The following is a 24786-nucleotide window of genomic DNA, read 5'->3' as shown; positions in this document are numbered from 1 at the left end:
GGCAAATCCGTCATTGCGAGCGCAGCGAAGCAATCCAGAACAGCGGTTCGACCCGCAACACCCTCGCCCCTACTGCTCCGCAAGCAACAGCCGGCCCCCGAGCAGCACGAACGAGCCGGCGAATGCCCGCCGCATCCAGGCCATCACCGATGGCCTTGAGATGACGTGGCGGCGCACCGTGGCCGCAAAAACCCCGTAACCGACGAAGACGACGAAGGTCATCGCCATGAAGATGGCGCTGAGGAACACCATCGACGCGGTTGCGCCGGCGGCATCCGGATCGATGAACTGCGGCAGGAAGGCGAGGAAGAAGATCGAGAGCTTCGGGTTGAGGATGTTGATGAGGATCGCCTTGACGACGATCCCGCCATGCCGCGCGGCCTCTTCGCGCGCCTCCTCCTCCGGCGGCACGGACAGCGCGCCGCGCTCCTTCAGCATCGTCCAGGCGAGATAGAGCAGGTAGATCACTCCGGCGATCTTCAGCATCTGGAAGGCCGTGGCGCTGGCATGCAGCAGCGCCGCCAGCCCGAGGATCGCCGCCGCCATATGCGGCACGATGCCGAGCGTGCAGCCGAAGGCGGCGGCAATGCTGGCCCTCACCCCCTTCGACAGCCCCATCGCCAGGGTGAAGAGCACGCCGGTGCCCGGCGCCAGCACGACGACGAAGGAGGTGACGAGGAATTCCGGGCTCATGGCGGCTCATCCGGCAGGGATCATTTTTCGCGCGGCACTATGCGCTCCGGCGACACGCCTATCAAGATATCCATCGGGCTCACGGCGCTGTCAGTTCGGTGGCCGGCTCGACCCGCCGGCCGGCGATGAAGCGGTGCTCCTGGGTTCGTCCGCCGAAGCCCCAGTTCGGCGCCGGGACCTCGTCGACGACGATGTAGCTTTCCGTGCGCACCGCGCCGGTGAGCGCGCCCATCGCAGCGAACACCGCATCGATATAGGCCGAGATCTCCGCCTTGGTGTTGGTGCCGGCCGTCACCTTGACGTCGAGGGCGAAGCTGGCCCGCGCGCCGGCGTCATCGGCGAGCGGCCGGGCGCCGATGTACCAGCGGGCGGGATCGTGCTCGTTGACGAGGACGGCGGTGACCTCCGGCGCCTTGCCGAGATGGCGGGCGGTGAGATCGGTGAGGATCCGGGCGGCCTTGCCGGCGCGGGTGCGGTCCGGCGCGGCGGAAAGGGAAAGCGTCAGCAGCGGCATGGGACAAATTTCCTTGCAGTGAGGAGAAGCGATGCCCTGACCATGCGCGACGAATTGATTTGATAAAATCGAATTGTTCTTCATAAAAGATTCGATAGTATTGAATCATGAAGCCGTTCGATCCGACCCTGCTGCAGGCCCTCGTCGCCTTTGCCGATGCCGGCACGCTCGCCCGAGCCGCCGATATTGTCGGCCGCACGCCATCTGCCGTCACCGCCCAGATGCAGCGGCTGGAGGCGGCGGCCGGCGTGCCGCTGCTGAGGGACGACGGAAGGCGCAAGGTGCTGACCGATGCCGGATCGCGCCTCGTCGCCCATGCGCGGCGTATCCTCGCTGCCAACCGCGAGGCGCTGATGAGCGTTGCCGGCGCCGCCGTCGACGGCCGGGTCGGCCTTGGCATCACCCAGGATTTTGCCAGGGGCCCCCTGACGGAGGTGCTCTCCCGCTTCGCCCGCACCCACCCGCGCGTGCGGCTCGACCTGCGCGTCGGCGGCACGGCCGATCTTTCCGAGGCCTACCGGAGCGGCCAGGTCGACCTCCTGGTCGTCTTGAGAAACGCCGTGGAGCCCGACGAGGTCGCCGTCTTTGCCGAACCGATGTGCTGGCTCGCCGCGCCGGGCGGCCTCGCGGCCGCGGACCAGAAAGACCTGCCGCTCGCCCTGATCGATCCGCCCTGCGCGTTCCGGGCCGCGGCCCTTTCGGCGCTCGATGCGGCGAACCGCAGCTACCGGATCGCCGCCACCAGCCCGTCGCTGGCCGGCTGCCTCGCCGCCGTCGCGGCGGGCGTTGCCGTCACCGCCCGCACGCCGCGCTGGGCCGCAGGGGATCTTGCGCCCGCGCCCGCCTCCCTCGACCTGCCGGCCTTGCCGAAGGCGGAATATTCCATCCGCATGCGGCCAGACGCCGGCGACGCCGCCCGGCGCCTCGGCGCGGCCCTTGCCGAAGACCTGCCCGACCGGCGGACATGACAGCGGCCAGGGGATCGCTCCCCCGGCCGGCCATGTCATGTCCATCCTTGAAAGCCGGTCCCGGTCAGTCCGCGGGATAGACCTTGCCGCTCTTCAGGACGAATTTCAGCGCCGGATAGCAGCCGTCGACGTATTTCTTCCAGCTCCGCTTGGCGTCGCCGCTGTCCTTCGACAGGCAATAGCCCTTGCCGTTGGAGGCACCGAAGTCGACCCGGTTCCCCTTGTTTTCCTCGTCGTGGTATTCGACCTCGTCCATGAAGAAGCCATCCTTGCCGCTGGTGCGCATGATGAAATGGGTCGGATTGCGCTCCTTGCCCGCTTCGTAGCCGCCGCCGGCGGGGAACTGGTTGGGATCGGAAATGTAGACGGCCCATTGATTGGAATCGCATTTCGGCGGGCCCTCCGTGAATTCCGGATATTTGAAAATGGCTTTGAAGGCGCTCCAGACTATGGCGGTTTCGGTGGCGTAATTAGCGGTCGTCTCGTAGAGCTTCAGGTCGTCGCGCCAGAATTCGACCGTGACCGTGTTCTTGGTCTCTTCGTTGTCGATCTTGCTGTGATCGCAGTTCACCTGGACGATATGGCGCTGGTGCGTCGATTCCTTCGCAAGACCCGGCGCCGCCGCGACCGCCGACAAACACAAAGCCCCGATTGCCGATGCCAGAAATGCCCTCATTGTCCCCTCCTGTTTTGCTTCCGATTTTTGATACTGGTAATCAATTGCATAAAATATTACCGACAATCAAACATTTTAATTCTACGAAGCATCTCGTTTTGCGCGCGCAATCCCGCCACACGGACAACTCGGCCCGTTGCGCCCCGCCGAGCCACGCACGCAAAACGGCCGGGAGATCGCTCTCCCGGCCGCTGATAATTTCAGGAGGTAACGCGCCGGCTCAGCCGACCGCGGCGACCTTTGCCGGCTCCTGCGGCAGCACCGCCGCCATGTAGTCTTCCATCAGCGTCTTGGTGATGTCGCCGACGGCAAAGCTGTAGGGGCCGATCTCGGAGACCGGGGTGACCTCGGCCGCCGTGCCGGTCAGGAAGCACTGCTCGAAGCTTGCCATCTCCTCCGGCATGATCGCCCGCTCCACCACCTCGATGCCGCGCGCCTTCGCAAGGCCGATGACCGTGCGCCGCGTGATACCGTCGAGGAAGCAGTCCGGCTTCGGCGTATGGATGACGCCGTCCTTGACGAAGAACACGTTGGCGCCGGTCGCCTCGGCGACCTGGCCGCGCCAGTCGAGCATCAGGGCATCGGCATAGCCCTTGGCCTCGGCCGCGTGCTTGGAGATCGTGCAGATCATGTAGAGCCCGGCCGCCTTCGACTTCGACGGCGCCGTGCGCGGATCCGGCCGGCAATATTCAGCGATGTCGAGGCGGATGCCCTTCAGCCGCTCTTCCGGCTTGAAGTAGCTCGGCCACGGCCACACCGCGATCGCCAGATGGATGGTGTTGGCCTGCGCCGACACGCCCATCATCTCGCTGCCGCGCCAGGAGATCGGCCGCACATAGGCGTCGGAGAGGTTCGCCCGGACCAGCAGGTCGTTGCAGGCGTTGTTGATCACCTCGGCCGAATAGGGAATCGAAAAGCCGAGTACGCGGGCCGACTCGATCAACCGGTCAGTGTGCTCTTCCAGCTTGAAGATGGCGCCGCCATAGGCCCGCTCACCTTCGAACACGGCGCTGGCGTAATGCAGCCCGTGCGTCAGCACATGCACCTTGGCGTCGGCCCAGGGGACATAGGCCCCGTCATACCAGATCTCGCCATCGCGCTGATCGAAAGGAATTCCCGCCATAATTTTCTCCACTGGCGCTTGCTCTCGCGCCTTTCTTGTTGCTGCGTCGCCGACCGTCCGCGGGCCGCCGGGTTGTCCCCCGGGAAAGGGGCCGGTGGCTTTTGCGTCGCGATAAAACAATCGATATCGTGCACACCGCCGGGAACGGACCTGCCACGCAAGTTCGTATGCCTCGAAATGGGGCCTTGCGACCGATCATTTCGTTTCGACGGGCATATGGGTAACAATCGGCACGAAATAAGTCAATATGGCTGACATAAATTCTTCCTCCGCGAAAATACGCACGGCTGGACAGGATGGCGCCGGCGCCGCCGACGGCGTCCGCGAACCCGATCTCGACTTCGAACTGATCGAACTTTTGTTCTTTGCCTATCGCGACTTCGTCAGCGATCCGGACACCATCCTTGCCGAATACGGCTTCGGGCGCGCCCATCACCGGGTGCTGCATTTCGTCAACCGGAATCCCGGCATCACCGTCACCGAGCTCCTCGATATCCTGAAGATCACCAAGCAGAGCCTCGGCCGGGTCCTGAAGCAGCTCGTGGAAAGCGGCTTCATCGAGCAGCAGACCGGGTCCTTCGACCGCCGCCAGCGCCTCCTCTTCGCGACGACGGCCGGCCACGAGCTGGCGATCCGCCTTGCCGCGCCGCAATCGCACCGTATTCTTGCCGCACTAGAGAAACTCCCGGCCGGGAGCGAGGCCGCCGCCCGCGACTTCCTCCTGCAACTCGTCAACGACACCGAACGCGCCGAGGTCCGGCGGCTGACGGCGAAACGCTAGAACGCGCTGCATCCGCGCGTGGAATGAAGACCCCATGGAGACCCAGGCAGTTCACCCGCCGGACGATGCCCCGCACCTTCTGGTGATCGACGACGACAGCCGCATCCGCGACCTGCTGTCGCGCTATCTCGGCAATCACGGCTTCCGCGTCACGGTCGCCGATTCCGCCGCCGCGGCGCGGCGCAAGCTGGAGGCGCTGACCTTCGACGCCCTCGTCGTCGACGTCATGATGCCCGGCGAAAGCGGCCTGGAGCTGACCTCGGCCCTGCGCGAGGCCTCCGACGTGCCGATCCTGATGCTGACCGCCCGCACCGAGGTCGAGGACCGCATCGCGGGCCTGGAAGTCGGCGCCGACGACTATCTGTCGAAGCCGTTCGAGCCGCGCGAACTCCTGCTGCGCCTCGGCAATCTTCTGAAGCGCGGCGACGCCAAGCCCATCGGCATGCCGACGGAGGTCCGCTTCGGCCCCTTCACCTTCCACCTTGACCGGCGCGAGCTGAAGAAGGGCGACGACCTCATCCGCCTCACCGACCGGGAACGCGGCCTCCTGCGCATCTTTGCCGAAAAGCCCGGCGAGACGGTCCCCCGCCACCTCCTCATCGGCGGCGACGGCAATCTCGGCGAGCGCACCGCCGACGTCCAGATCAACCGCCTGCGCCGCAAGCTGGAGCCCGACCCGACCAACCCGATCTACCTGCAGACGGTGCGCGGCGTCGGCTATCGGCTGATGTGCGACTGACAGGCCGGCGATGGCGACCAGCGACACCTCTCCGGCCGTCCGCTCCCGCCTCGCCCGCCTCTGGCGGCTCGTCCGCGGCGGCTACAACCTCATCACCGGCACCCTCCACAACTACATGCCGAAGGGGCTCTACGGCCGCGCCCTCATCATCATCGTCGCGCCGATGGTGCTGCTGCAGTCGGTGCTCGCCTTCGTCTTCATGGAGCGCCACTGGGAGACGGTCACCAACCGCCTGTCCGACGCCACCGTGCGCGACATCGCCGCGCTGATTTCCATCGCCGAGCGCTATCCCCAGGACGACAACTACGAAAAGCTCTCCGAGATCGCCCGCGACGACCTCCAGATCATCATGGTGATGATGCCGCCGGGTCCCTTGCCGCCGCCGGCGCCGAAACCCTTCTTCTCGCTGCTCGACCGGGCGCTCAGCCGCAAGATTTCCCGGCAGGTCGGCAAGCCGTTCTGGATCGACACCGTCGGCCGCTCGGACCTTGTGGAGATCCGCGTCCAGCTCGACCATTCGATCATGCGCATCTTCGCCAAGCGCAGCCACACCTACGCCTCCAACTCCTACATCTTCGTCATCTGGATGGTCTCCACCTCGCTGGTGCTGATCATCATCGCCATCCTGTTCCTGCGCAACCAGATCCGGCCGATCCAGCAGCTCGCCAACGCCGCCGAAAGCCTCGGCCGCGGCCACGAGGTGGCGGACCTCAGACCGCGCGGCTCGCGCGAAGTACGGCTGGCGACCGAGGCATTCCTGGAAATGCGCAACCGCATCGCCCGCCATATCGAGCAGCGCACGGTCATGCTCGCCGGCGTCAGCCACGACCTGAGGACCGTCCTCACGCGGTTCCGCCTGGAACTGGAGCTGATCGGCGAAGGCCCGGAGATCGACGCCCTGAAGCGGGACGTCGACGAGATGCAGGCGATGCTGGAAACCTACCTCACCTTCGTGCGCGGCGACGGCGACGAGACCGTCACCCCCACCGACCTGGCGGCGATCGTCGAGGATCTTGAGATCGAGGCCGAGGCGCTCGGCGCCACGGTCACCTCGCGCATCGAACTGGCCAGCGACGTGGCGGTGAAGCCCAACGCCTTCAAGCGGATGCTGCTGAACCTGGTAACGAACGCCGCCGGTCACGCCGACCACGTGGAGATCGCCGCCCGCAACGCCGGCAACGCCGTCGTGCTGGTCATCGACGACAACGGTCCGGGCATCCCCGAGGAGGAGCTGGAGACGGTGTTCCGGCCGTTCTACCGCCTCGACACCTCCCGCAACCAGGACCGCGCCGGCACCGGCCTCGGCCTCGCCATCGTCCGCGACATCGCCCGCGCCCATGGCGGTGAGATCAGCCTCTCCCGCTCCCCGCTGGGCGGCCTCAGGGCGACGATAAGGATTCCGATTTGAGGGGCAGGAACGTGCAATGGCGTTGGAGTTGTCGAGGAATTCGTCATTGCGAGCGCAGCGAAGCAATCCAGAGCAGCGACGCGTGCAATCGATGCGGAGAGCTTTTCTCTGCCCTCATCCGACGACAAGAGCCGGGCCTCGTGCCCAACGCAACACGACAGACCGCCGCGACCGTTCGCTGGATTGCCGCGTCGGCCTAGCGGCCTCCTCGCAACGACATTGGAATCATAGGAGATTCCATCATCGCGAGCGAAGCGAAGCGATCCAGAGCGGCGTTTCGTGGATGCTATACGACGAGCCTCCCTCTCCCGTCACCCCGGCCGGAGCGAAGCGGAGAGCCGGGGCCTATTGCCCACCTCGATGCGGTAGCCCGTCGCGGATCGTGGCACGGTCGACATCCGCGCAAACGCTTTGTTCCCTCAACACCCGACATACCGTTTGGAGAGGGGCAATAGGCCCCGGGTCAAGCCCGGGGTGACGACAGTGTTTGGGTCAAGCGGGAGTGGCAGAGTCGCGTGTGTCGACCCGATGGGACTGGTCCGGCGGTCATCGGGTCCGGAGCAACAAGAATGCCCCACCCACTCAATAAAGCCGGCCGCCATTTGCCACCGGCCGCTCGACGGCCGCCAGCACCACTTCGCCGTTCTCGTCGGGAAAGCCCATGGTCAGCACCTCGGACATGAACTTGCCGATCTGGCGCGGCGGGAAGTTGACGACCGCCATCACCTGCCGGCCGACGAGGTCGTCGAGCGTGTAGTTGACGGTGATCTGCGCGGAGGATTTCTTGATGCCGATGTCCGGGCCGAAATCGATCTTCAGCTTGTAGGCGGGCTTGCGCGCTTCCGGATAGGGCTCGGCCGCAACGATGGTGCCGACGCGGATATCGACCTTCAGGAAATCGTCGAACGTGATTTCTTGCGCCGGGGCACCGTCGCTCATGGAAAAACCTTTCGGAATGTGCCGGTCAGGCGGCCGTTGCGTCGGCGCCCTCTGGGGGGAAGTCCTTCAGATGATCGTCGTGGCGAACGGGACGCCGACCGCAGCGCCGGGACACCCGGTCGAGCCGGGAGACGACCTTCTCGCCGCGCCGAAGCTCCTTGTCCAGCGCCGACATGGTGCGGGCGAGCCCCGGGTCGTCGTCCTTCAGCCAGGTGCGGAACACCTTGGCATAGGTCAGGACCATGCCCTTGACCTTGGCAAGGCCAACGATGCCCGAGGTGTCGATCCCGGCCCCCGTCAGCATCCAGTTCTGGGAGACGGAGGACAGCCGTGCCAGCGCCAGCGTCAGGAACGGGTCGCGCCGTGCCGAATGGCGCAGCGAGGCGAGCGCGCCCTTGTACGGCGCCAGCGCATCGAAGCGTCGCATGACGACGTCGAACAGCCGGTCGCGCGGCGTCTCGTCGGCCGCGCCCTCCTCCTCGCCCTTCAGCACCGCCATGTCGATACGGCGGAAGAAGTCGGCGAGGATCGCCAACTTGCCGTCATAGGCATCGCGCAGGGTAGCGAGGTCTACCTTCGCCTCTTCGGCGATGGCGACGAGCGAGATCTCTTCGAAGTCGCGGGTCTCGGCCAGCGACATGAAGGCATCGATGATTTTCTTGCGATTGCGGTCCGTAGCCATGGATCACCTCTCCTTTGCCGCCAAGATAGGACGCCGCGGCCGCGGGAAAAAGGGTAGACGGGTGGCGGGTTTTCCTGCCGGCGCTAGCCGGCAAGCTCGCGCGAGCGCTTCGTTGCAGCCGCAACCGCCTCGCGCATCAGCCCGGCAAGCCCGCCCTCCTCGGCCATCAGCACGTTCAGCGCGGCGGCGGTCGTCCCGCCCGGAGACGTGACGTTCTGCCGCAGCGTTGCGGCATCGAGATCGGAGCGGTGCAGCAGTTCGCCCGCCCCGGTCACGGTCTGGCGGGCAAGCGTCATGGCGAGATCGGCATCGAGCCCGGCCGCGCGCCCGGCCTCCGCAAGGGCCTCGACAAGGAAGAACACATAGGCCGGGCCGGAGCCGGAAACGCCGGTGGCGGCATCGATCAGCGCCTCATCGTCGACCCAGCCGACCTTGCCGACGGCGGCAAGGAGGTCGGTGACGACCGCCCGCTGCGCCTCGCCCACCCTGCCGGTGGCAACCGCAACGGTCATGCCGCGGCCGACCTGGGCCGGCGTGTTGGGAATGGAGCGCACGACGCTGTCGGTGCCTAGGCCGTCCGAAAGCGTTGCGATGGTCGTCCCGGCGGCGACGGAGACGACGACGGTCTCCGGTCCAACGACCGGACGGAGAGTTGGCAGCACGCCGCCCATCATCTGCGGCTTGACGGCAATAAGGAGGACAGCAGCGGTGACGTCGGGCGGCACCGAGGCCTCGGCCCGGATGCCCTTTTCGGAAATCTCCGGCGGCGGCCCCGGATCGATGACCGTGACGCCCGCCGGATCGAGCCCCCTGTCGAGCCAGCCGGCGAGCAGCGCCCCGCCCATCTTGCCGGCGCCGGCAAGAACGAGCGGCGTTGCCGCGGCAAGGCTCATGCCTCGCCTGCCGTCTCGAACAGCGCGGTGTCGAGCGCCTCGTTGGCGCTGCGGCCGGCCCAGACGACGAACTGGAAGGCCTGGTAGTAGCGCTCGCAAGATTCGAGCGCGTTGCCGAGCATGCCCTCGACCTGCTGGCTGGTCGCCTCCGCGCCGCCGGCAAGCAGCAGCGACTGGCGGAACATGACGAAGCCTTCCTGGTTCCACAGGTCGAAATGGCCCATCCAGAGCTGTTCGTTGACCAGCGCCAGGAGACGCATGACCTCGATCTTGCGCTGCTCGGTGACCTTCAGGTCGAACGCGCAGGCCAGGTGCAGCGCCTCGATGTCCTCCAGCCAGGAGAACGAGACGTGGTAGTCGCACCACTGCCCGGAAATTGAGATGGTAATTTCATCGTCGCCGGAACGCTCGAAGGCCCAGTCGTGGAACGAGGCAATCTGCTCGATCATGTCGACGGGGTTGTTGTGGCGTTCGATCTCGAAATCGATGAGGCTCATGGCGACCTCGCACGTATGAAAAGAACCCGTTTGGCACCGCAAAACGCCGACGCCAATAAGAACGATCCGATCTGCCCCGAAAACGACCGACTCGAACGGGCACCCGGCGGGATCGTGGGTACCGATTGCGTCACCACTGTGACGCCCGCCACGAATCCCCTTTGAGAATCAGTATAGATGCCCCGATGTGTATATTGAAAGGCCCTGCGTCCGTGGGGCCGAAGCCATCTGTGGATTAGCGGTATTTCCGGTATCCGCCCGCCATGCCGCGGCGCACACAATGCACCTGTCACCGACGGCGCCACCCATGCGGGTGCACGCCGAAACGGCCGTTTCTCGTGGATGTAAGGTCGTCAGGCCTTGCTTGCGGGCTTTGCGGCCGGCTTTTTCGCGGGCTTCTTGGGTGCCGCGCCCGAGCCTTCCAGCTCGGCAACCCGGGCTTCCAGCGCGCTCACCCGCTCGGCGAGGCCGTCGGCCTCCTTGCGGGCATTGGCGGCAAGCTCCATCGCCGCATCGAAATCCTCGCGCTTGACGATGTCCATGTCGGCGAGGAACCGCTCGGCCTGGCCGCGCACCATGGTCTCGACCTCGCGGCGCATGCCCTGGGCAACGCCGGAGGCGTCGGTCATCAGCTTGGCGAATTCGTCGAAAAGCTTGTTGTTGGTCTGCGTCATTGTCGGGATTCCTTGCGCACCACGGCGTTTCTGCTGTCCTATCAGGTAAGCGGGTTTGCATGCGGTTTCAACTGCGCCGGGCCAACCCCGCGCATTGCCGCATGGCGGAGCCAGACGTCGGAGAACACCCGCGTCATCTTCCTGCCATGGCATCGTGGCCGAGTGCCCGCCGCGCTTGACGTTGCCGCCATCGCCCGGCAAGGCTGCGCCGACGCCGACCGCAAAAAGGCCCCGCATGCCGACCCTTATCCTTCCCTATCCGGCCATCGACCCGGTGCTGATCTCCATCGGCCCGTTCGCGATCCGCTGGTACGCCCTCGCCTATATCGCCGGCATCCTGCTCGGCTGGTGGTATGCCCGCCGGCTGGTGGCGCGCGAGGAGCTGTGGCGCGGCAGGCCGGCGATGACGCCGACCGACATCGACGATTTCGTCGTCTGGGCGACTCTCGGCATCGTGCTGGGCGGCCGTCTCGGCTACGTGCTGTTCTACAAGCCCGCCTTCTACCTCGCCAATCCGCTGGAGATCTTTCAGGTCTGGCAGGGTGGCATGGCGTTCCACGGCGGCTTCCTCGGCGTCGTCGTCGCCATGGTGCTGTTCGCCCGCAACCGCGGCATCCGCATCTGGAGCCTGTTCGACGTCATCGCCGCGAGCGTTCCCTTCGGGCTCTTCTTTGGCCGCATCGCCAATTTCATCAATGCCGAGCTGTTCGGCCGACCGACCGACGTGCCCTGGGCGATGGTCTTTCCGACCGACCATTTCCAGCTTCCGCGCCACCCGAGCCAGCTCTACGAGGCCGCCCTTGAGGGCGTGGTAATCTTCCTGCTGCTGCGCCTCCTCACCCACAAGGCCAAGGTGCTCGACAAGCCCGGTTTCATCGCCGGCGCCTTCGCTGCGCTCTATGGCTGCACGCGCGTCATCGGCGAATTCTTCCGCATGCCCGACGCCCATATCGGCTTCCTGGCCGGCGGCCTCACCATGGGTATGATCCTGTCGCTGCCGATGATTCTGGCCGGCATCGGCGTGATGGTCTGGGCCGCGCGGCGCAAGCGCGGCAACGCCGAAGGCGCGGGGGCGCCGCGCGAATGACCAATCCGCTGCGCGAGAGGCTCATCGCCCGCATTCGCGAGACCGGGCCGATCACCGTTGCCGCCTATATGGCCGAATGCCTCGCCGACCCGGCCGACGGCTACTACATGGGTGGCGATCCCTTCGGCGCGGCCGGCGACTTCGTCACCGCCCCGGAAGTGAGCCAGATGTTCGGCGAACTGATCGGCGCCTGGACCCTTGCCCTCTGGTACAGGATCGGCGCGCCGGACCCGATCCGCCTCGTGGAACTCGGTCCCGGACGCGGCACGCTGATGGCCGATTTCCTGCGCGTTGCGAGCCTCGATGCGGCCTTCCTGAAGGCCGCCTCCCTGCACCTCGTGGAGATCAGCCCGGCGCTGAAAGCCCGGCAGGCCGAGACGCTGAACGGCGCACCCTTGATGCCCGAATGGCACGACCGCTTCGAAGACATCCCCGATGGCCCGGTGCTGGTCGTCGCCAACGAATTCTTCGATGCCCTGCCGGTCCATCAGTTCGTCCGCACCGAGACCGGCTGGCAGGAACGCCTCGTCGGCCTCGACGGCGACGGCGCCCTTGCATTCGTCACCGGCCCGACCCGCCTGCCCGACGCCGCAGTGCCGCCTTCCTGTCGCAGCGCCGGGGTTGGCGCCATCCTGGAAACCTCGCCGGCAAGCACCGCCGTCATGACCGCCATCGCGGATCGCATCGTAAAGGATGGGGGAGGCGCCCTCGCCATCGACTACGGCCATTTCCGCGCGGCGCCGGGCGACACCTTCCAGGCCATCCGCGGCCATGCCTATGCCGACCCGCTCGCCGAGCCGGGCCGTGCCGACCTCACTGCCCATGTGGATTTCGAGGCCCTTGCCGCGGCGGCGGAAGCGGCCGGAGCCGTCGCCCATTCCGGCCTTACTCAAACCGATTTTCTCCTCAAACTGGGTCTCATTGAGCGCGCCGGCCGGCTCGGCAATGGCCAGGAGGAGCGGGTGCAGAACGACATTCGCGATGCGGTGGAGCGCCTTGCCGGACCCGATGCCATGGGCCATCTCTTCAAGGTGCTGGCGGTCACCGGCCCCGGAATCCTGCCGGAACCGTTTGACAGCCGGCCCGCTGCGCCGCACGATCCACAAGAATGATGATTTGCTAATGAAACGGGGACCCATGATCGAAGCGCCGGACCTCGCCGCGCTCACGGGCATTCGCCACGGCTTCTTCACGCGCAATGGCGGCGTTTCCAAAGGGGTTTATGAGAGCCTCAATATCGGCCTCGGCTCGAACGACGACCGCGAGGCGGTTCTGGAAAACCGCCGGCGGGTCGCGAAAGGCCTCGACGTTGCCGCCGACCGGCTCGCGCTGCCCTACCAGATCCATTCGCCCGACGTCGCCGTGCTCGACGCGCCCTGGGGCACCGAGGAACGCCCGCGCGTCGATGCCGTCGTCACCGCAACGCCGGGCATCGCCGTCGGCGTGACGACCGCCGACTGCGGGCCGGTGCTCTTTGCCGACGCGGAGGCCGGCGTCGTCGGCGCCGCCCATGCCGGCTGGAAAGGCGCCATCGGCGGCGTCCTGGACAACACCATTGCGGCGATGGAAGCAAAAGGCGCGCGGCGGGAGCGTATCCGCGCCGTCCTCGGACCCACGATTTCGGTGAAGAACTATGAGGTCGGGCCGGAATTCGTCGAAAGGTTTGTCGGCGAGGATGCGACCAATCGGCGCTTTTTCGGCGATGCGGAACGCGACGGCCACAAATACTTTGACTTGCCGGGTTACATTATGCAGCGGCTTGAAAGATGCGGCGTGAAGGCGGCGATGCTGGGGCTTTGCACCTACGCGGACGAGGCCCGTTTCTACTCCTATCGCCGGGCGACCCACCGCCGGGAAACCGACTATGGCCGGCTGGCCTCGGCAATCGTCATCGCCGGCTGAGCCGACAGCAAGGGGCGGCACCGATCGCTCCATAAAGACAGAACGGCCGGTGCGGCCGACGAGGGAGAGAGACATGGCCCTTCATTTTCCGCTGGAAGAATACGACGACCGACGAGCACAGGTGCTGGAGAAGATGGACGAGCGCCATCTGGATGCCCTGCTGATCTTCGCCCAGGAGAGCATGTACTGGCTGACCGGCTACGACACCTTCGGCTTCGCCTTCTTCCAGTGCCTGATCTTCACCCGCAAGGACGAGTTCGTGCTGTTCACGCGCGCGCCGGACCTGCGCCAGGCCAAGCACACCTCGCTGATCGACGACGTCCGCGTCTGGCAGGAGCGCGGCGCCCGCAATCCGGCCGGCCCGCTGCGCGACCTCCTCGACGACCTCGACCTCCTCGGCGCCCGCATCGGCGTCGAATACAACACCCACGGCCTGATCGGCAGCAATGCGCGGGTGCTCGACGAGATGCTGCGCTCCTTCGCCCGCGCCGAGGACGCCTCGGACCTGATCCCGCCGCTGCGCGCCGTCAAGTCGCCGGCGGAGATCGCCATCGTGCGCCAGGCCGCCGCCTATGGCGATGCCGCGCTCGAGGCCGGCATCGCGGCGATCGAGCCGGGCGCCGCCGAGGGCCACATCCTCGCCGCCATGCAGAGCGCGGTCTTTGAGGCCGGCGGCGACTATCCCGGCAATCCCTTCGTCATCGGCTCCGGCCCGGACGCCCTCCTCTGCCGCTACAAGTCCGGCCGCCGCAAGCTGGAGCCCCAGGACCAGATCACCATGGAGATCGCCGGCGTCGCGCATCACTATCACGCGGCCCTGATGCGCACGGTCATCGTCGGCGAGCCGACCAAGCGGCACCTGGAACTCTATGAATCGGCGCGCGAGACCATCGCCGCGATCGAGGAGGTGCTGAAGACCGGCACCAAATTCGCCGATGTCTTTGAGACCTATGCCCGCGAATCCGATTCCCGCGGGCTTGCCCCGCACCGGCTGAACGCCTGCGGCTATTCGCTCGGCGCCCGCTTCGCGCCGTCCTGGATGGACTGGCCGATGTTCTACCGCGACAACCGGGCCGAGGTCGTGCCCGACATGGTGCTCTTCGTCCACATCATCCTGGCCGACTCCTCGAGCGAGACGGCGATGACCCTCGGCCGCACCTATCTCACCACCGACGGAGCGCCCGAGCCGCTGTCGAAGCTGAGCCTCGACCTCGTCACCAAATAGCCATGGGGCCGGGATAGGGCCGGGGCGCTTGCGATCTAAAGGCGCGTGCTCCCAGAAGGCGGCAACCGGCCTTGAATAAGAAATCGCGTTAAAACAAATACCTGACGCATGTTGCGTGTTTCAGTACGAACGCGCCATGGGTTAGGGTCGTGCGACTGCCTTGCCGGTGCCGGCTGGTGGGACGACGATGTGTGACCGACGGGGACATTGAACGAATGACGACGCGGCTTTTCCTTCCGATTGCCCTGGCAGTGACGACGCTCCTTGCCGGCTGCGGCCCGAACGGCACCCCGCCGACGCCGGGCGCCCTTGGCTCGGCCCCGGCGCCCGCCGCCGCGCCGCCGCCGGTGCCGGCGAGCGATGCCACCATCGCCTTCGAGCCCTTCATCGGCATGCCCGGCAACCGCGCCGACGAACTGGCCAAGCGCATCGGCGCCGAGGCCCAGCGCCAGAACCTCAAGCTGGTGCGCCGGCTCGACGCCGAGGCGACCTACCGGGTGCGCGGCTACCTGACCGCCGTCGGCAGCGATTCCGGCGTCACCATCGTCTATGTCTACGACATCTTTTCCGGCAACACCCGGGTCCACCGCATCTCCGGCCAGGAGGTGTCCGAAGGCTCCGACGGCGATCCCTGGAACGGCGTGGAAAACGAGGCCCTGAAGAACATCGCGGCCCGCACCGTCATCGAGATCAAGTCGTGGCTGCAGGCAGGCGGCCGCCGGGCTTAGTTACTGACGGCATCATCAAAGCGGGATCGCCGTCTCGTCCTTGGCCGTGCGGATGACCATCATCGTGTAGAACCGCGCGACATTGGTCCGGTCGCGGAACAGTCGGTCGCAGAGGCCGTCGAACTCCTCCATGTCCTTCAGCCGCAGCACCAGCACCACATCGATCTCGCCGGTGACCGCATAGGCCTGGGCGACGGCCTCCTCGGCAACGGCAAGGTCGAGGAAGCGGCGCATGTGCTGTTCGCCGTGCAGTTTGAGTTCGACCGTGACCAGCGCCTTCAGGACGCGCCCGGCCCGCGCGGGATCGAGGATCGCGACGATGCGCGCGATGATCCCCGACCGGCCGAGCCGCCGCACGCGCCGGAGGCAACTCGACGGCGACAGCCCTACCTCTTCGGCCAGCGCCACATTCGTCCGCGACGCATCGCGCTGCAGAAGGTTCAGGATCTTCTTGTCGAGCCGGTCCATGCGCGCCTCCCCAAGGCCTCGCCCACTTTGCAATAAAATTGCATATTACTGCAATATTAGACCACAAATTCGAACCGGCCCAGGATACCCAAAAAGGGCAATCCCGAAGGAGGCCGGCAATGGCAATTCTCGACGTCGCCCGACTGAAGACCCTGGAAACGCTGCAGATCTACTGGGTGCTCGCCCGCATCATGGTCCCCGTGGCCATGCTGACGGAGGTGCTGTCCCGGCTCGGCGTCATCGAAGCGGTCGCCCCGTTCTTCGCGCCCGTCATGGGCCTCGTCGGGCTGCCGCCCGAGCTGGGGCTGGCGTGGCTGACCGGCCTGCTGGTCGGCGTCTGGGGCGCCGTCCCCCTGGTCTTTGCCCTCGTTCCAGCGGGATCGCTCAGCGTCGCCGACATCACGGTGTTTTCAGCGCTGCTGGTGATCGCCCACGGCCTGCCCATGGAGCAGAAGATCATTGAGAAGGCCGGGCCGGCGATGCTCCTGACGACGCTGCTGCGGCTCGCCGGCGCCCTCGTCTACGCATTCCTTTTGCACCGCCTTTACGCTGCCACCGGCTGGCTGTCGGCCCCCGTGGCGCCGGCCTGGATCCCGATGGGCGCGCCCGCCGACTGGACGGACTTTGCCGTCGGCCTTGTGGAGACCATGGCCTCCATGCTCGTCATCCTCTTGGCGCTGTCCTTCGGCCTGGAAATCCTCAAACGCATCGGACTGCTCGACCTGATGATGGCCGCGCTCGCGCCCTTGCTACGCCTTGCCGGAATCCGCCGAGAGGCCGGCGCATTCGCCGCCGTCGGCCTCTTTCTCGGCATTTCCTATGGCGGCGGCCTCCTGATCCGCGAGGCCCGGTCGGGCGCCGTCTCCCCGCGCCAGGTCTTCATCGCCTGCATCTTCATGGGCTTTGCCCACAGCATCATCGAAGACACCCTCATCGTCCTGGCGCTGGGCGCCGATGTCGGCGGCGTCCTTATCGGCCGCCTGGCCTTCGCCGTCGCCGCAACCGCCCTCGTTGCCGCGTTCGTGAGAAAGGTATCGGAGGAGACGTTCTACACGTGGGTGTGCCGCTCCCCTGCTCTCGATGCGCAACGCGCCTGAAGCGCAGCCCGTCCTTATCCCACCAGCCGCCGCCACACGCCGGGCGTCACCCCGAAAGCCTGGCGGAACTGGCGGGTCATGTGGGCCTGGTCGGCAAAGCCGGCGGCGAGCGCGGCGTCGGCAAGGCTCGCGCCGGCGCGGATGTCGGCTTGCGCCCGCTCCAGCCGCCTCAGCACCAGGAAGCGATGCGGGCTGACGCCGAAATGGCAGCGGAAGCCGCGGGAGATCGCAAAACGGTCGAGGCCGTGCTCGGCCTCAAGCTCCGCCATGGAAACGCCCTCCTGCAAGCCAGCCAGCAGATGATCGCGGATGCGCCGCATCGCCGGCCAGTCGGCCGCGCCGTCACGCACCATCCCTCCGGCCATGCGCGCAAACACATCGGCAAGCCGGGTGACCGACGCGGCGGCTCCGAGGTCGTCCCCGGCCGGATCGGCGGTGGAAAAAAGCTCGCGTAGCGCCGCAAGCAATTCGGCGTCGCCGTTGACCACATCGCCGACGAAGGGCAGCGGCCGGCCGCCGAGCGCCTCTGCGATCAGGTCCGGCGCGAGATAGGCGGTCAGGTAGCCATAGGCGGCCTCCGTCCCCGGATGGCCGTCATGCTGTTCGTCCGGGTGGATGACGAAGGCCTGGCCGGGCAGCGACGCCCGCGCCTCGCGCCGGTAGCGAAAGCTCTGCACCCCGTGCGTGGTGATGCCGACCACATAGGCATCGTGCCGGTGCGGCGCGAAGGCATAGCGCAAGGCGGAGGCCTCGAAGACCTGCAGCCCCTCGCTAGCTGCCAGCGGCCGTATCGTGCCGATGTCTTCCGTCCCGCACATTCGTTCAAGACCCGCGCGTCGATTATCGGAATGCTTGTCACAAGCACTGCCCCCCAGAATTGACCAATCCGGCGACGATGACAAACGACCTCCTGCTCCTCTGGCTGACCGCCCTGCCGCTGATGGCGAGCCCCGGCCCGGCGACCCTCAGCCTTGCCGGTATCGGCACCGCCTACGGCTTCCGCCGCGGCCTGCCCTATTGGGCCGGCATCATCCTCGGCACCTGGGCGATCCTCATATTGGTCGCGAGCGGCGCGACGGCCCTGATCCTCGCCGAGCCGGCGCTGGTCGTGCTCCTGACCGTCGCTGCCGCCGCCTACATCCTCTATCTCGCCTGGAAAATCGCCACGGCCCCCGTCGGCGCCCGCAAGGCTGGCAACGACACCCCGCCCGCCTTCGGCCCGGGCCTCATCCTGGCGCTCGCCAATCCCAAGGCCTATGCGGCGATCGGCGCGGTCTTTACGAGCCATACACTGATTGCCGGCGACGCCTTTGCCGATGCCGCGGCCAAAATCCTCGCCCTCGGCCTCGCCATCGTCGTCTTCGCGACCCTGTGGCTCGCCTTCGGCTCGGTCTTTTCCCGCTTCCTCGGCGACCCGACGCTCGGCCGCATCGTCAACATTGCCTTCGCGGCAATGCTGCTCATCTCCGTCGCGTTCGCCCTCATCGGGATATGACAGAACGCGCCTTGCGGGTTCCTCAGCCCGAAGAGGCCAGTACGACCACGCCGGCAAGGATCACCGCCGACCAGCCGAGTCGGTGACGCAGATTGCCTTCGCCGAGGAGAAGACTTCCCATCAGCACGGTGACGAGAACGCTGATTTCGCGGATCGGCGCGACGAACACCACCGGCGTGAAGGTCAGCGCGACGAGGACGAGGATATAGGCGAGCGAATTGAAGACCGCGATGGTCAGAACCCCGCCCCGGTGCTCGCGCCAGTGCCGCGCGACGTCGGCCCGGCGCCTGAACGCGAGTGGCGCAAGGACGATGCTGCGCCCGACGCTGGAGGCATAGTCCACCAGGAGGGGCGGCACCGCGAGAACCGAGACCGTGTAGGCGTCCCACGCCGTATAGCAGCCGATGAGGAGGCCCGCGCCGACGCCGAAGCCGAGCGAGACCGCCGCGTTGCCCGCCGACCGCCTGAGGCCGCCGGTCAGCATGAAGACGCCGAAGACGATGACGACGGCACCCGCCGCGATCTGCCAGGAAAGGGCCTCGCCGAGGACGACGACGGCAAGGCCCGACGACAACAGCGGACCGGTCGCCCGCGCGGTCGGATAGACCAGCGACAGATCGCCGTTCCGGTAGCCGGCCTGCAGGACGATGAAATAGAGAAGATGGAAGACGGTGCTGCCGGCGATGAAGCCGAGCTGGACGAGGTCGAAAGCGGGAGAGCGGATCCAGATCGTTACCGCCAGCGGCAGGTAGAGGAGCGCCGAAAGCACCGAAAACAGCCAGATCAGCTCCGCGCCGCCATTGATCCGCTTGACGAAGAAATTCCAGGTCGCGTGGCAGAGCGCCGCCGCCAGGACGAGAGCGAAACCGAGAGATGTCATGAAAACCTCAAAGGCGGGTGTGAACAGACGTGCCAAAGCACGCCCTTCCATCCCCCCTAGTTTTTTCGCCTTTAAGGTGTCTGCCCGATTTCGGGCTCGTAACGGCGCTCGGACCGGACCCGATCTCGGCCAGCGATATCTGGCGGATCGGCGGAACCCTAGCCGCACATGGATGGGCGGGTGAAGCTTAGCCGTCCAAGCAGCGTTGTAAAGATGGACGCACTGACGCGGGGCAATGCCCGGTGCACGACGGCGCCGCCTCCGGCAGACCCCTGTTGTGCGTCCGCGACAGCGTTGCTAGAAGAAAGCCCTCAGCGCCGCAGCGAAAAGTCGTGCGCCCGGCGTGGTTTGCAGTCCCCAGCGCACTGAGCGCTCGCCCGTCGAGCGAAACCAGTGTCCAGATAGAAACGTGCCCGCCCATGATGCTCGTCGCCGGAAATTCCAACCGGGCGCTTGCCGAAGAGATTTCCGCCTATCTCGAAGTCCCGCTCTGCAAGTGCCAGGTCCGCCGCTTTGCCGACCAGGAAATCTATGTGGAGATCCTGGAAAACGTCCGCGGCCAGGACGTCTTCGTCATCCAGTCGACGAGCTATCCGGCGAACGACAACCTGATGGAGCTGTTGATCATCATGGACGCGCTGCGGCGCGCCTCGGCCCGTCGTGTCACCGCGGTGCTGCCCTATTTCGGCTATGCCCGCCAGGACCGCAAGCACGGGCCGCGCACGCCGATCTCGGCCAAGCTCGTCGCCAACCTGATGGTCGGCTCCGGCGCCAACCGGGTGCTGACCCTCGACCTCCATGCCGGCCAGATCCAGGGGTTTTTCGACATCCCGACCGACAACCTCTATGCCGCGCCGGTGATGACCCGCGACATCAAGGAGCGCTACCAGAGCGACAACCTGATGGTGGTCTCGCCGGACGTCGGCGGCGTGGTGCGCGCCCGCGCGCTCGCCAAGCGCATCGATGCGCCGCTCGCCATCGTCGACAAGCGCCGCGACAAGCCGGGCGAGTCGGAAGTCATGAACATCATCGGCGATGTGGAAGGCCGGCGCTGCATCCTCATCGACGACATCGTCGATTCCGGCGGCACGCTGTGCAACGCCGCCAATGCGCTGCTGGAAAAGGGCGCCACCGGCGTCATCGCCTATATCACCCACGGGGTCCTCTCCGGCGGCGCCGTCGCGCGCATCACCGCCTCGCGCCTGGAAGAGCTGGTGATCTCCAATTCCATCGAGCCGACGGCGGCGATCAACGCCGCGCCCAACATCCGGCTGCTCTCCATCGCGCCGCTTCTCGGCGAAGCGATCAACCGCACGGCCCTGGAAAAGTCGGTCTCCAGCCTGTTCGACTAGGACCGGCCGGACGGCGATACGAAAAACGGCAAGAAACCGGGGCGCCGAGCGCTGGCGCCATCTTGCCCTTTGCCGCGCCGTCCACTATAAGCGGCGCGCGGCGCTTGCACCCCTGGAGGCGGCGCCGGATCAGGCACGCATGTTATGCGGCCTTTTTTCTTTAAGGAGACACCGATGAGCGAGAGCTACGAGATAGCGGCCACGGTGCGCGAGCGGGTTGGCAAGGGGGCCGCACGTGCATTGCGCCGCGAGAACAAGATTCCTGCCGTGATTTACGGCGACAAGAAATCCCCCGAGCCGATTGCGGTCGACCTGAAGGACATGACCATGCGCCTGCATGGCGGCGGCTTCATGACCACGGTCGCCACCGTCAATGTCGACGGCAAGAAGTCCCGGGTCATCCCGCGCGACTACCAGCTTCACCCGGTTCGCGATGAACTCCTGCATATCGACTTCCTGCGCATCACCAAGGGTGCCAAGCTGACCGTCGAAGTGCCGGTGACCTTCATCAACGAAGAGTCGAGCAAGGGTCTGAAGCGCGGCGGCGTCCTCAACGTCGTGCGCTATACCGTGGAACTCGACTGCCCGGTCGACGCCATTCCGGACCATCTGGAACTCGACCTTGCCGGCCTCGATCTCGGCGACTCCATCCACATTTCGGCGGTCACCCTGCCGGAAGGCGTCGTCCCGACGATCACCGACCGCGACTTCACCATCGCCACCATCGCGGCTCCTGCCGGCCTCCAGGAGGAGGACGAGGAAGAAGCCGAGGCTGCGGAAGCAGAGGCCGAAGCCGAGGGCGACGGCGAGGAAGGCGATTCCGAGAAGCCGGAAGAGGGCTCCGACCAGTAATCGGTCCCGGACGGCAAGCCGGGAGGGCCGGCCATGTTCATACTCGTTGGCCTCGGTAATCCCGGCTCGGACTACGCCGACAATCGCCACAATATCGGCTTCATGGCCGTCGACGCCGTGCACCGCCGCCATGGGTTTTCGCCCTGGCGGCGGAAATTCCAGGCGGAGGTCGCCGACGGCCATCTCGGCAGCGAGAAGGTGCTTCTCGTCAAGCCGATGACCTATATGAACGAATCCGGCCGCGCCGTCGGCGAGGTCGTGCGCTTCTACAAGCTCCAGCCGGAAGACGTGGTCGTCGTCCATGACGAGCTCGACCTGCCACCGGCAAAGACGCGGATGAAGACCGGCGGCGGCCATGGCGGCCACAACGGCCTCAGATCCATCACCTCCCAGATCGGCGACCGCTACCGGCGCCTGCGCCTCGGCATCGGCCATCCCGGCCGCAAGGAGCTGGTCCATTCCTACGTCCTGAAGGATTTCGCCAAGGCCGACCTCGACTGGCTGGAGCCGCTTCTGGACGCCATCGCCGACAACGCGCCGCTTCTTGCGACCGGCGCCGATTCCGCCTTCGCCAACAAGCTGCACCTGGCCCTCGGCGGCAGCCCCACCGGGCCGAAAAAGCCGGCAAAGGGCAAAAAAGCCGCGAAGAAGGGCGACCAGCCGGAGGCAAAGGACGACAAGGAAAAGTCGGCCGACGCCGCACCTGAAAAACCGGCGGACGCGGCAAAGCCGGCAGAGCCGCAAAAGCGCGGCGCGCTCGCCGAGGGCCTTGCCCGCCTGTTCGGAAAACACGATTGATCAAGGGCTTTGAGCGCCCAACCGGAAAGACGAAAAGACCATGGGTTTCAAATGCGGGATCGTCGGTCTGCCGAATGTCGGCAAGTCGACGCTGTTCAACGCCCTGACCAAGACCGCGGCGGCCCAGGCCGCCAACTATCCGTTCTGCACCATCGAGCCGAACACCGGCGAGGTCGCCGTGCCCGACCCGCGGCTCGACAAGATCGCCGAATTCGCCGGTTCGGCCAATATCGTGCCGACCCGCATCACCTTCGTCGACATCGCGGGCCTGGTGCGCGGCGCCTCCAAGGGCGAGGGTCTCGGCAACCAGTTTCTCGCCAACATCCGCGAGGTCGACGCCGTCGTCCATGTGCTGCGCTGCTTCGAGGACGGCGACGTCACCCATGTCGACGGCCGCATCGATCCGGTCACCGACGCCGAGACCGTCGAGACCGAGTTGATGCTCGCCGACCTGGAAAGCCTGGAGCGCCGCGTCGTCGCGCTGCGCAAGAAGGCGCAGGTCGGCGACAAGGAGGCAAAGGCCATCCTTCCGGTGATGGAGGGCGCGCTCGCCCTCCTCCAGGACGGTAAGCCGGCCCGCATGCTTGAGGTGGCCAAGGACGACGAAGCCATCTTCAAGGCCCTCAACCTCCTCACCTCCAAGCCGGTCCTCTATGTCTGCAATGTCGACGAGGAATCGGCGGCAACGGGCAATGCGCTGTCGGCGAAGGTCGAGGAAATGGCGGCGTCCCAGGGCGCCGGCGCCGTCGTCATCTCGGCTGCCATTGAGGCGGAGATCGCCCAGCTCTCGGCGGACGAGCAGGCGGAGTTCCTGGAGACCATCGGCCTTGAGGAGCCGGGCCTCGACCGGCTGATCCGCGCCGGCTACGACCTCCTCCACCTCATCACCTTCTTCACCGCCGGCCCGAAGGAGGCGCGCGCCTGGACCGTCTACCGGGGCGCCAAGGCCCCCCAGGCCGCCGGCGTCATCCACACCGACTTCGAGCGCGGCTTCATCCGCGCCCAGACCATCGCCTATGACGATTTCGTCGCCTGCGGCGGCGAACAGGGTGCCAAGACCGCCGGCAAGGCCCGCGACGAGGGCAAGGAATACGTCACCCAGGACGGCGACGTCATGCTCTTCAAGTTCAACACGTGAGGCGGCACGCGCGCTGACGCGCCGCCGCTTCAGACCGCCCGCTTGACCTTGCCGGCGCCAGCGGCTCTCCTCTCGGCATTGCCGAAACCACGGGCCGTGCCATGCTCGCCTATCTGACGCTCATCTTTTCCTGCCAGCTTGCCGGCGAACTGATCACCCATTTCCTCGGCCTGCCCGTGCCCGGCCCGGTCGTCGGCATGGTGCTCCTGTTCGCCTTCCTCGTCCTTCGCGGCAGCGTCCCCGCCGACCTCGCCAAGGTCGCCGACACGCTACTTGCACACCTCTCGCTGCTGTTCGTGCCGGCCGGCGTCGGCGTCATGCTGCATTTCCGGCTGATCGCGTCGGAAGCCCTGCCGATCGGAGCGGCGCTTATCGTCAGCACGATCCTGACCATCGCGGTGACTGCGACGATCATGGCCTGGTTCGGCCGGCGCGGCGACGCGGAAAAGGGCTGAGGCGATGGACGATCTCCGCGACATCTGGGTCTATCTGAGCGCCTCGCCGCTCCTCCATCTGACGCTGACCCTTGCCGCCTTCCTGATCGGAACGCTGGTCTACAAGAAGAGCGGTTCGAACTCGCTCGCCAACCCGGTGTTCCTCGCCGTCGCGCTCCTCGTCGCGCTGCTGCTGGTCACCGGCACCAGCTACCAGGACTATTTCGACGGCGCCCAGTTCGTCCATTTCCTGCTCGGCCCGGCGACCGTCGCGCTTGCCGTGCCGCTCTACCGCCAGTTCGAGCGCATCCGCCGCTCCGCCGTCGCCATCGCCGTTAGCCTCCTCACCGGCTCGCTGACGGCCATCCTTTCCGCCCTCACCATCGGCTATCTGCTCGACGGCTCGCGCGATGCCCTTGCCTCCCTTGCCGCCAAATCGGTGACGGCGCCGGTCGCCATGGGCATTTCCGAACGGCTCGGCGGCCTGCCCTCGCTGACGGCCGTGCTGGTCATCGTCACCGGCATCTTCGGGGCGATGGTCGGGCCCCTTGTCCTCACCCTCATCGGCATCCGCGATCCCGCCGCCCGCGGCCTCGGCCTCGGCACGGCGAGCCACGGCATCGGCACCGCAAGGGCCTTTCAGGAAACGGAGATCGCCGGCGCTTTTTCCGGCCTTGCCATGGGCCTCAACGCGCTGGCGACCGCCATCCTGCTGCCGCTGATCTGGCGGCTCGTGACCTGAG

Annotated in this window: 29 protein-coding genes; 17 read left to right on the top strand and 12 right to left on the bottom strand. The window is 66.4% G+C overall.

From position 1 onward, the window contains the following. Positions 1-69: 69 nt before the first annotated feature. Positions 70-693, bottom strand: a complete 624-nt coding sequence (locus M2319_RS00370) for a LysE family translocator (protein WP_264599446.1) — start codon at positions 691-693, stop codon at positions 70-72. Between the two features lie 79 nt (positions 694-772). After that, positions 773-1207 (bottom strand): tautomerase family protein, encoded by a 435-nt coding sequence (locus tag M2319_RS00365; RefSeq protein ID WP_264599445.1) that lies wholly within the window; start codon positions 1205-1207, stop codon positions 773-775. Between the two features lie 107 nt (positions 1208-1314). On the opposite strand from M2319_RS00365, the gene M2319_RS00360 reads away from it, so the two are divergent. Beyond that, a complete protein-coding gene (locus M2319_RS00360; protein WP_264599444.1) occupies positions 1315-2175 on the top strand; it encodes a LysR substrate-binding domain-containing protein in 861 nt (286 codons plus the stop codon). 64 nt (positions 2176-2239) lie between these two features. Here the strand turns inward: M2319_RS00360 and M2319_RS00355 are convergent, their stop codons facing one another. Next, on the bottom strand, positions 2240-2851 hold the full coding sequence (locus M2319_RS00355) for a hypothetical protein (RefSeq protein ID WP_264599443.1): 612 nt from the start codon (positions 2849-2851) through the stop codon (positions 2240-2242). 220 nt (positions 2852-3071) lie between these two features. After that, a complete protein-coding gene (locus M2319_RS00350; RefSeq protein ID WP_264599442.1) occupies positions 3072-3974 on the bottom strand; it encodes a branched-chain amino acid aminotransferase in 903 nt (300 codons plus the stop codon). A gap of 247 nt (positions 3975-4221) precedes the next feature. Between M2319_RS00350 and M2319_RS00345 the strand changes: the two genes are divergently transcribed. The 3 genes from M2319_RS00345 to M2319_RS00335 are packed head-to-tail and all read left to right on the top strand — an operon-like array spanning position 4222 to position 6902. Next, a complete protein-coding gene (locus M2319_RS00345) occupies positions 4222-4755 on the top strand; it encodes a MarR family winged helix-turn-helix transcriptional regulator (protein WP_264599441.1) in 534 nt (177 codons plus the stop codon). Positions 4756-4789: 34 nt separating this feature from the next. Beyond that, a complete protein-coding gene (locus M2319_RS00340) occupies positions 4790-5494 on the top strand; it encodes a response regulator (RefSeq protein WP_264599440.1) in 705 nt (234 codons plus the stop codon). A 10-nt stretch (positions 5495-5504) separates the two neighbouring features. Further along, a complete protein-coding gene (locus tag M2319_RS00335; RefSeq protein WP_264599439.1) occupies positions 5505-6902 on the top strand; it encodes an ATP-binding protein in 1398 nt (465 codons plus the stop codon). 582 nt (positions 6903-7484) lie between these two features. Here the strand turns inward: M2319_RS00335 and M2319_RS00330 are convergent. From M2319_RS00330 to M2319_RS00310, 5 genes are all read right to left on the bottom strand, one after another. Further along, a complete protein-coding gene (locus tag M2319_RS00330) occupies positions 7485-7841 on the bottom strand; it encodes a tRNA-binding protein (RefSeq protein ID WP_264599438.1) in 357 nt (118 codons plus the stop codon). A 25-nt stretch (positions 7842-7866) separates the two neighbouring features. Then, entirely contained in the window at positions 7867-8523 is a 657-nt protein-coding gene (locus tag M2319_RS00325) for a TetR/AcrR family transcriptional regulator (protein WP_264599437.1), read from the bottom strand. Between the two features lie 83 nt (positions 8524-8606). Next, entirely contained in the window at positions 8607-9416 is an 810-nt protein-coding gene (gene proC, locus M2319_RS00320) for a pyrroline-5-carboxylate reductase (protein ID WP_264599436.1), read from the bottom strand. Then, a complete protein-coding gene (locus tag M2319_RS00315) occupies positions 9413-9913 on the bottom strand; it encodes a type III secretion system chaperone family protein (protein ID WP_264599435.1) in 501 nt (166 codons plus the stop codon). The genes proC and M2319_RS00315 overlap by 4 nt, the downstream gene beginning before the upstream one ends. Positions 9914-10266: 353 nt before the next feature. Then, the gene (locus M2319_RS00310) at positions 10267-10587 is read right to left on the bottom strand and encodes an accessory factor UbiK family protein (protein ID WP_264599434.1); all 321 of its coding nucleotides are present in this window, start codon (positions 10585-10587) and stop codon (positions 10267-10269) included. Between the two features lie 235 nt (positions 10588-10822). On the opposite strand from M2319_RS00310, the gene lgt reads away from it, so the two are divergent. From lgt to M2319_RS00285, 5 genes are all read left to right on the top strand, one after another. Further along, a complete protein-coding gene (gene lgt / locus M2319_RS00305) occupies positions 10823-11674 on the top strand; it encodes a prolipoprotein diacylglyceryl transferase (RefSeq protein ID WP_264599433.1) in 852 nt (283 codons plus the stop codon). Then, complete coding sequence (locus M2319_RS00300; protein ID WP_264599432.1) at positions 11671-12786, top strand: class I SAM-dependent methyltransferase; 1116 nt, start codon at positions 11671-11673, stop codon at positions 12784-12786. The genes lgt and M2319_RS00300 overlap by 4 nt, the downstream gene beginning before the upstream one ends. A gap of 25 nt (positions 12787-12811) precedes the next feature. Beyond that, the gene (gene pgeF, locus M2319_RS00295; protein WP_264599431.1) at positions 12812-13576 is read left to right on the top strand and encodes a peptidoglycan editing factor PgeF; all 765 of its coding nucleotides are present in this window, start codon (positions 12812-12814) and stop codon (positions 13574-13576) included. A gap of 73 nt (positions 13577-13649) precedes the next feature. Then, complete coding sequence (locus M2319_RS00290; protein WP_264599430.1) at positions 13650-14801, top strand: M24 family metallopeptidase; 1152 nt, start codon at positions 13650-13652, stop codon at positions 14799-14801. Between the two features lie 215 nt (positions 14802-15016). Next, positions 15017-15529, top strand: a complete 513-nt coding sequence (locus M2319_RS00285) for a hypothetical protein (RefSeq protein WP_264599429.1) — start codon at positions 15017-15019, stop codon at positions 15527-15529. A gap of 15 nt (positions 15530-15544) precedes the next feature. Here the strand turns inward: M2319_RS00285 and M2319_RS00280 are convergent, their stop codons facing one another. Further along, on the bottom strand, positions 15545-15997 hold the full coding sequence (locus M2319_RS00280; RefSeq protein ID WP_264599428.1) for an Lrp/AsnC family transcriptional regulator: 453 nt from the start codon (positions 15995-15997) through the stop codon (positions 15545-15547). 119 nt (positions 15998-16116) lie between these two features. Here M2319_RS00280 and M2319_RS00275 point away from each other — a divergent pair, with 119 nt between their 5' ends. Continuing rightward, on the top strand, positions 16117-17094 hold the full coding sequence (locus tag M2319_RS00275) for a nucleoside recognition domain-containing protein (RefSeq protein ID WP_264599427.1): 978 nt from the start codon (positions 16117-16119) through the stop codon (positions 17092-17094). Between the two features lie 14 nt (positions 17095-17108). Here the strand turns inward: M2319_RS00275 and M2319_RS00270 are convergent, their stop codons facing one another. After that, positions 17109-17912: an AraC family transcriptional regulator gene (locus M2319_RS00270; protein WP_264599426.1), complete on the bottom strand. Its 804-nt coding sequence runs from the start codon at positions 17910-17912 to the stop codon at positions 17109-17111. Between the two features lie 77 nt (positions 17913-17989). On the opposite strand from M2319_RS00270, the gene M2319_RS00265 reads away from it, so the two are divergent. Next, positions 17990-18589, top strand: a complete 600-nt coding sequence (locus M2319_RS00265) for a LysE family translocator (RefSeq protein ID WP_264599425.1) — start codon at positions 17990-17992, stop codon at positions 18587-18589. A 22-nt stretch (positions 18590-18611) separates the two neighbouring features. On the opposite strand, the gene M2319_RS00260 is transcribed toward M2319_RS00265, so the two are convergent. Next, positions 18612-19469, bottom strand: a complete 858-nt coding sequence (locus M2319_RS00260) for a DMT family transporter (protein WP_264599424.1) — start codon at positions 19467-19469, stop codon at positions 18612-18614. 419 nt (positions 19470-19888) lie between these two features. On the opposite strand from M2319_RS00260, the gene M2319_RS00255 reads away from it, so the two are divergent. The 6 genes from M2319_RS00255 to M2319_RS00230 all read left to right on the top strand — a co-directional run bounded on the left by M2319_RS00255 (position 19889) and on the right by M2319_RS00230 (position 24785). Continuing rightward, on the top strand, positions 19889-20821 hold the full coding sequence (locus M2319_RS00255; RefSeq protein ID WP_264599423.1) for a ribose-phosphate pyrophosphokinase: 933 nt from the start codon (positions 19889-19891) through the stop codon (positions 20819-20821). 174 nt (positions 20822-20995) lie between these two features. Next, the gene (locus tag M2319_RS00250) at positions 20996-21673 is read left to right on the top strand and encodes a 50S ribosomal protein L25/general stress protein Ctc (RefSeq protein ID WP_264599422.1); all 678 of its coding nucleotides are present in this window, start codon (positions 20996-20998) and stop codon (positions 21671-21673) included. A gap of 33 nt (positions 21674-21706) precedes the next feature. Beyond that, on the top strand, positions 21707-22471 hold the full coding sequence (gene pth, locus M2319_RS00245; RefSeq protein WP_264599421.1) for an aminoacyl-tRNA hydrolase: 765 nt from the start codon (positions 21707-21709) through the stop codon (positions 22469-22471). Between the two features lie 40 nt (positions 22472-22511). Continuing rightward, positions 22512-23609: a redox-regulated ATPase YchF gene (gene ychF, locus M2319_RS00240; RefSeq protein ID WP_264599420.1), complete on the top strand. Its 1098-nt coding sequence runs from the start codon at positions 22512-22514 to the stop codon at positions 23607-23609. A 101-nt stretch (positions 23610-23710) separates the two neighbouring features. Then, complete coding sequence (locus M2319_RS00235; RefSeq protein ID WP_264599419.1) at positions 23711-24064, top strand: CidA/LrgA family protein; 354 nt, start codon at positions 23711-23713, stop codon at positions 24062-24064. Positions 24065-24068: 4 nt separating this feature from the next. Beyond that, positions 24069-24785, top strand: coding sequence for an LrgB family protein (locus tag M2319_RS00230; RefSeq protein WP_264599418.1), 717 nt, complete (start codon positions 24069-24071; stop codon positions 24783-24785). Position 24786: the final 1 nt, after the last annotated feature.

Origin of the sequence: Rhodobium gokarnense, assembly GCF_025961475.1 — a bacterium.
Lineage (GTDB): Bacteria > Pseudomonadota > Alphaproteobacteria > Rhizobiales > Rhodobiaceae > Rhodobium > Rhodobium gokarnense.
This window is presented reverse-complemented; position numbering and strand designations above follow the sequence as displayed.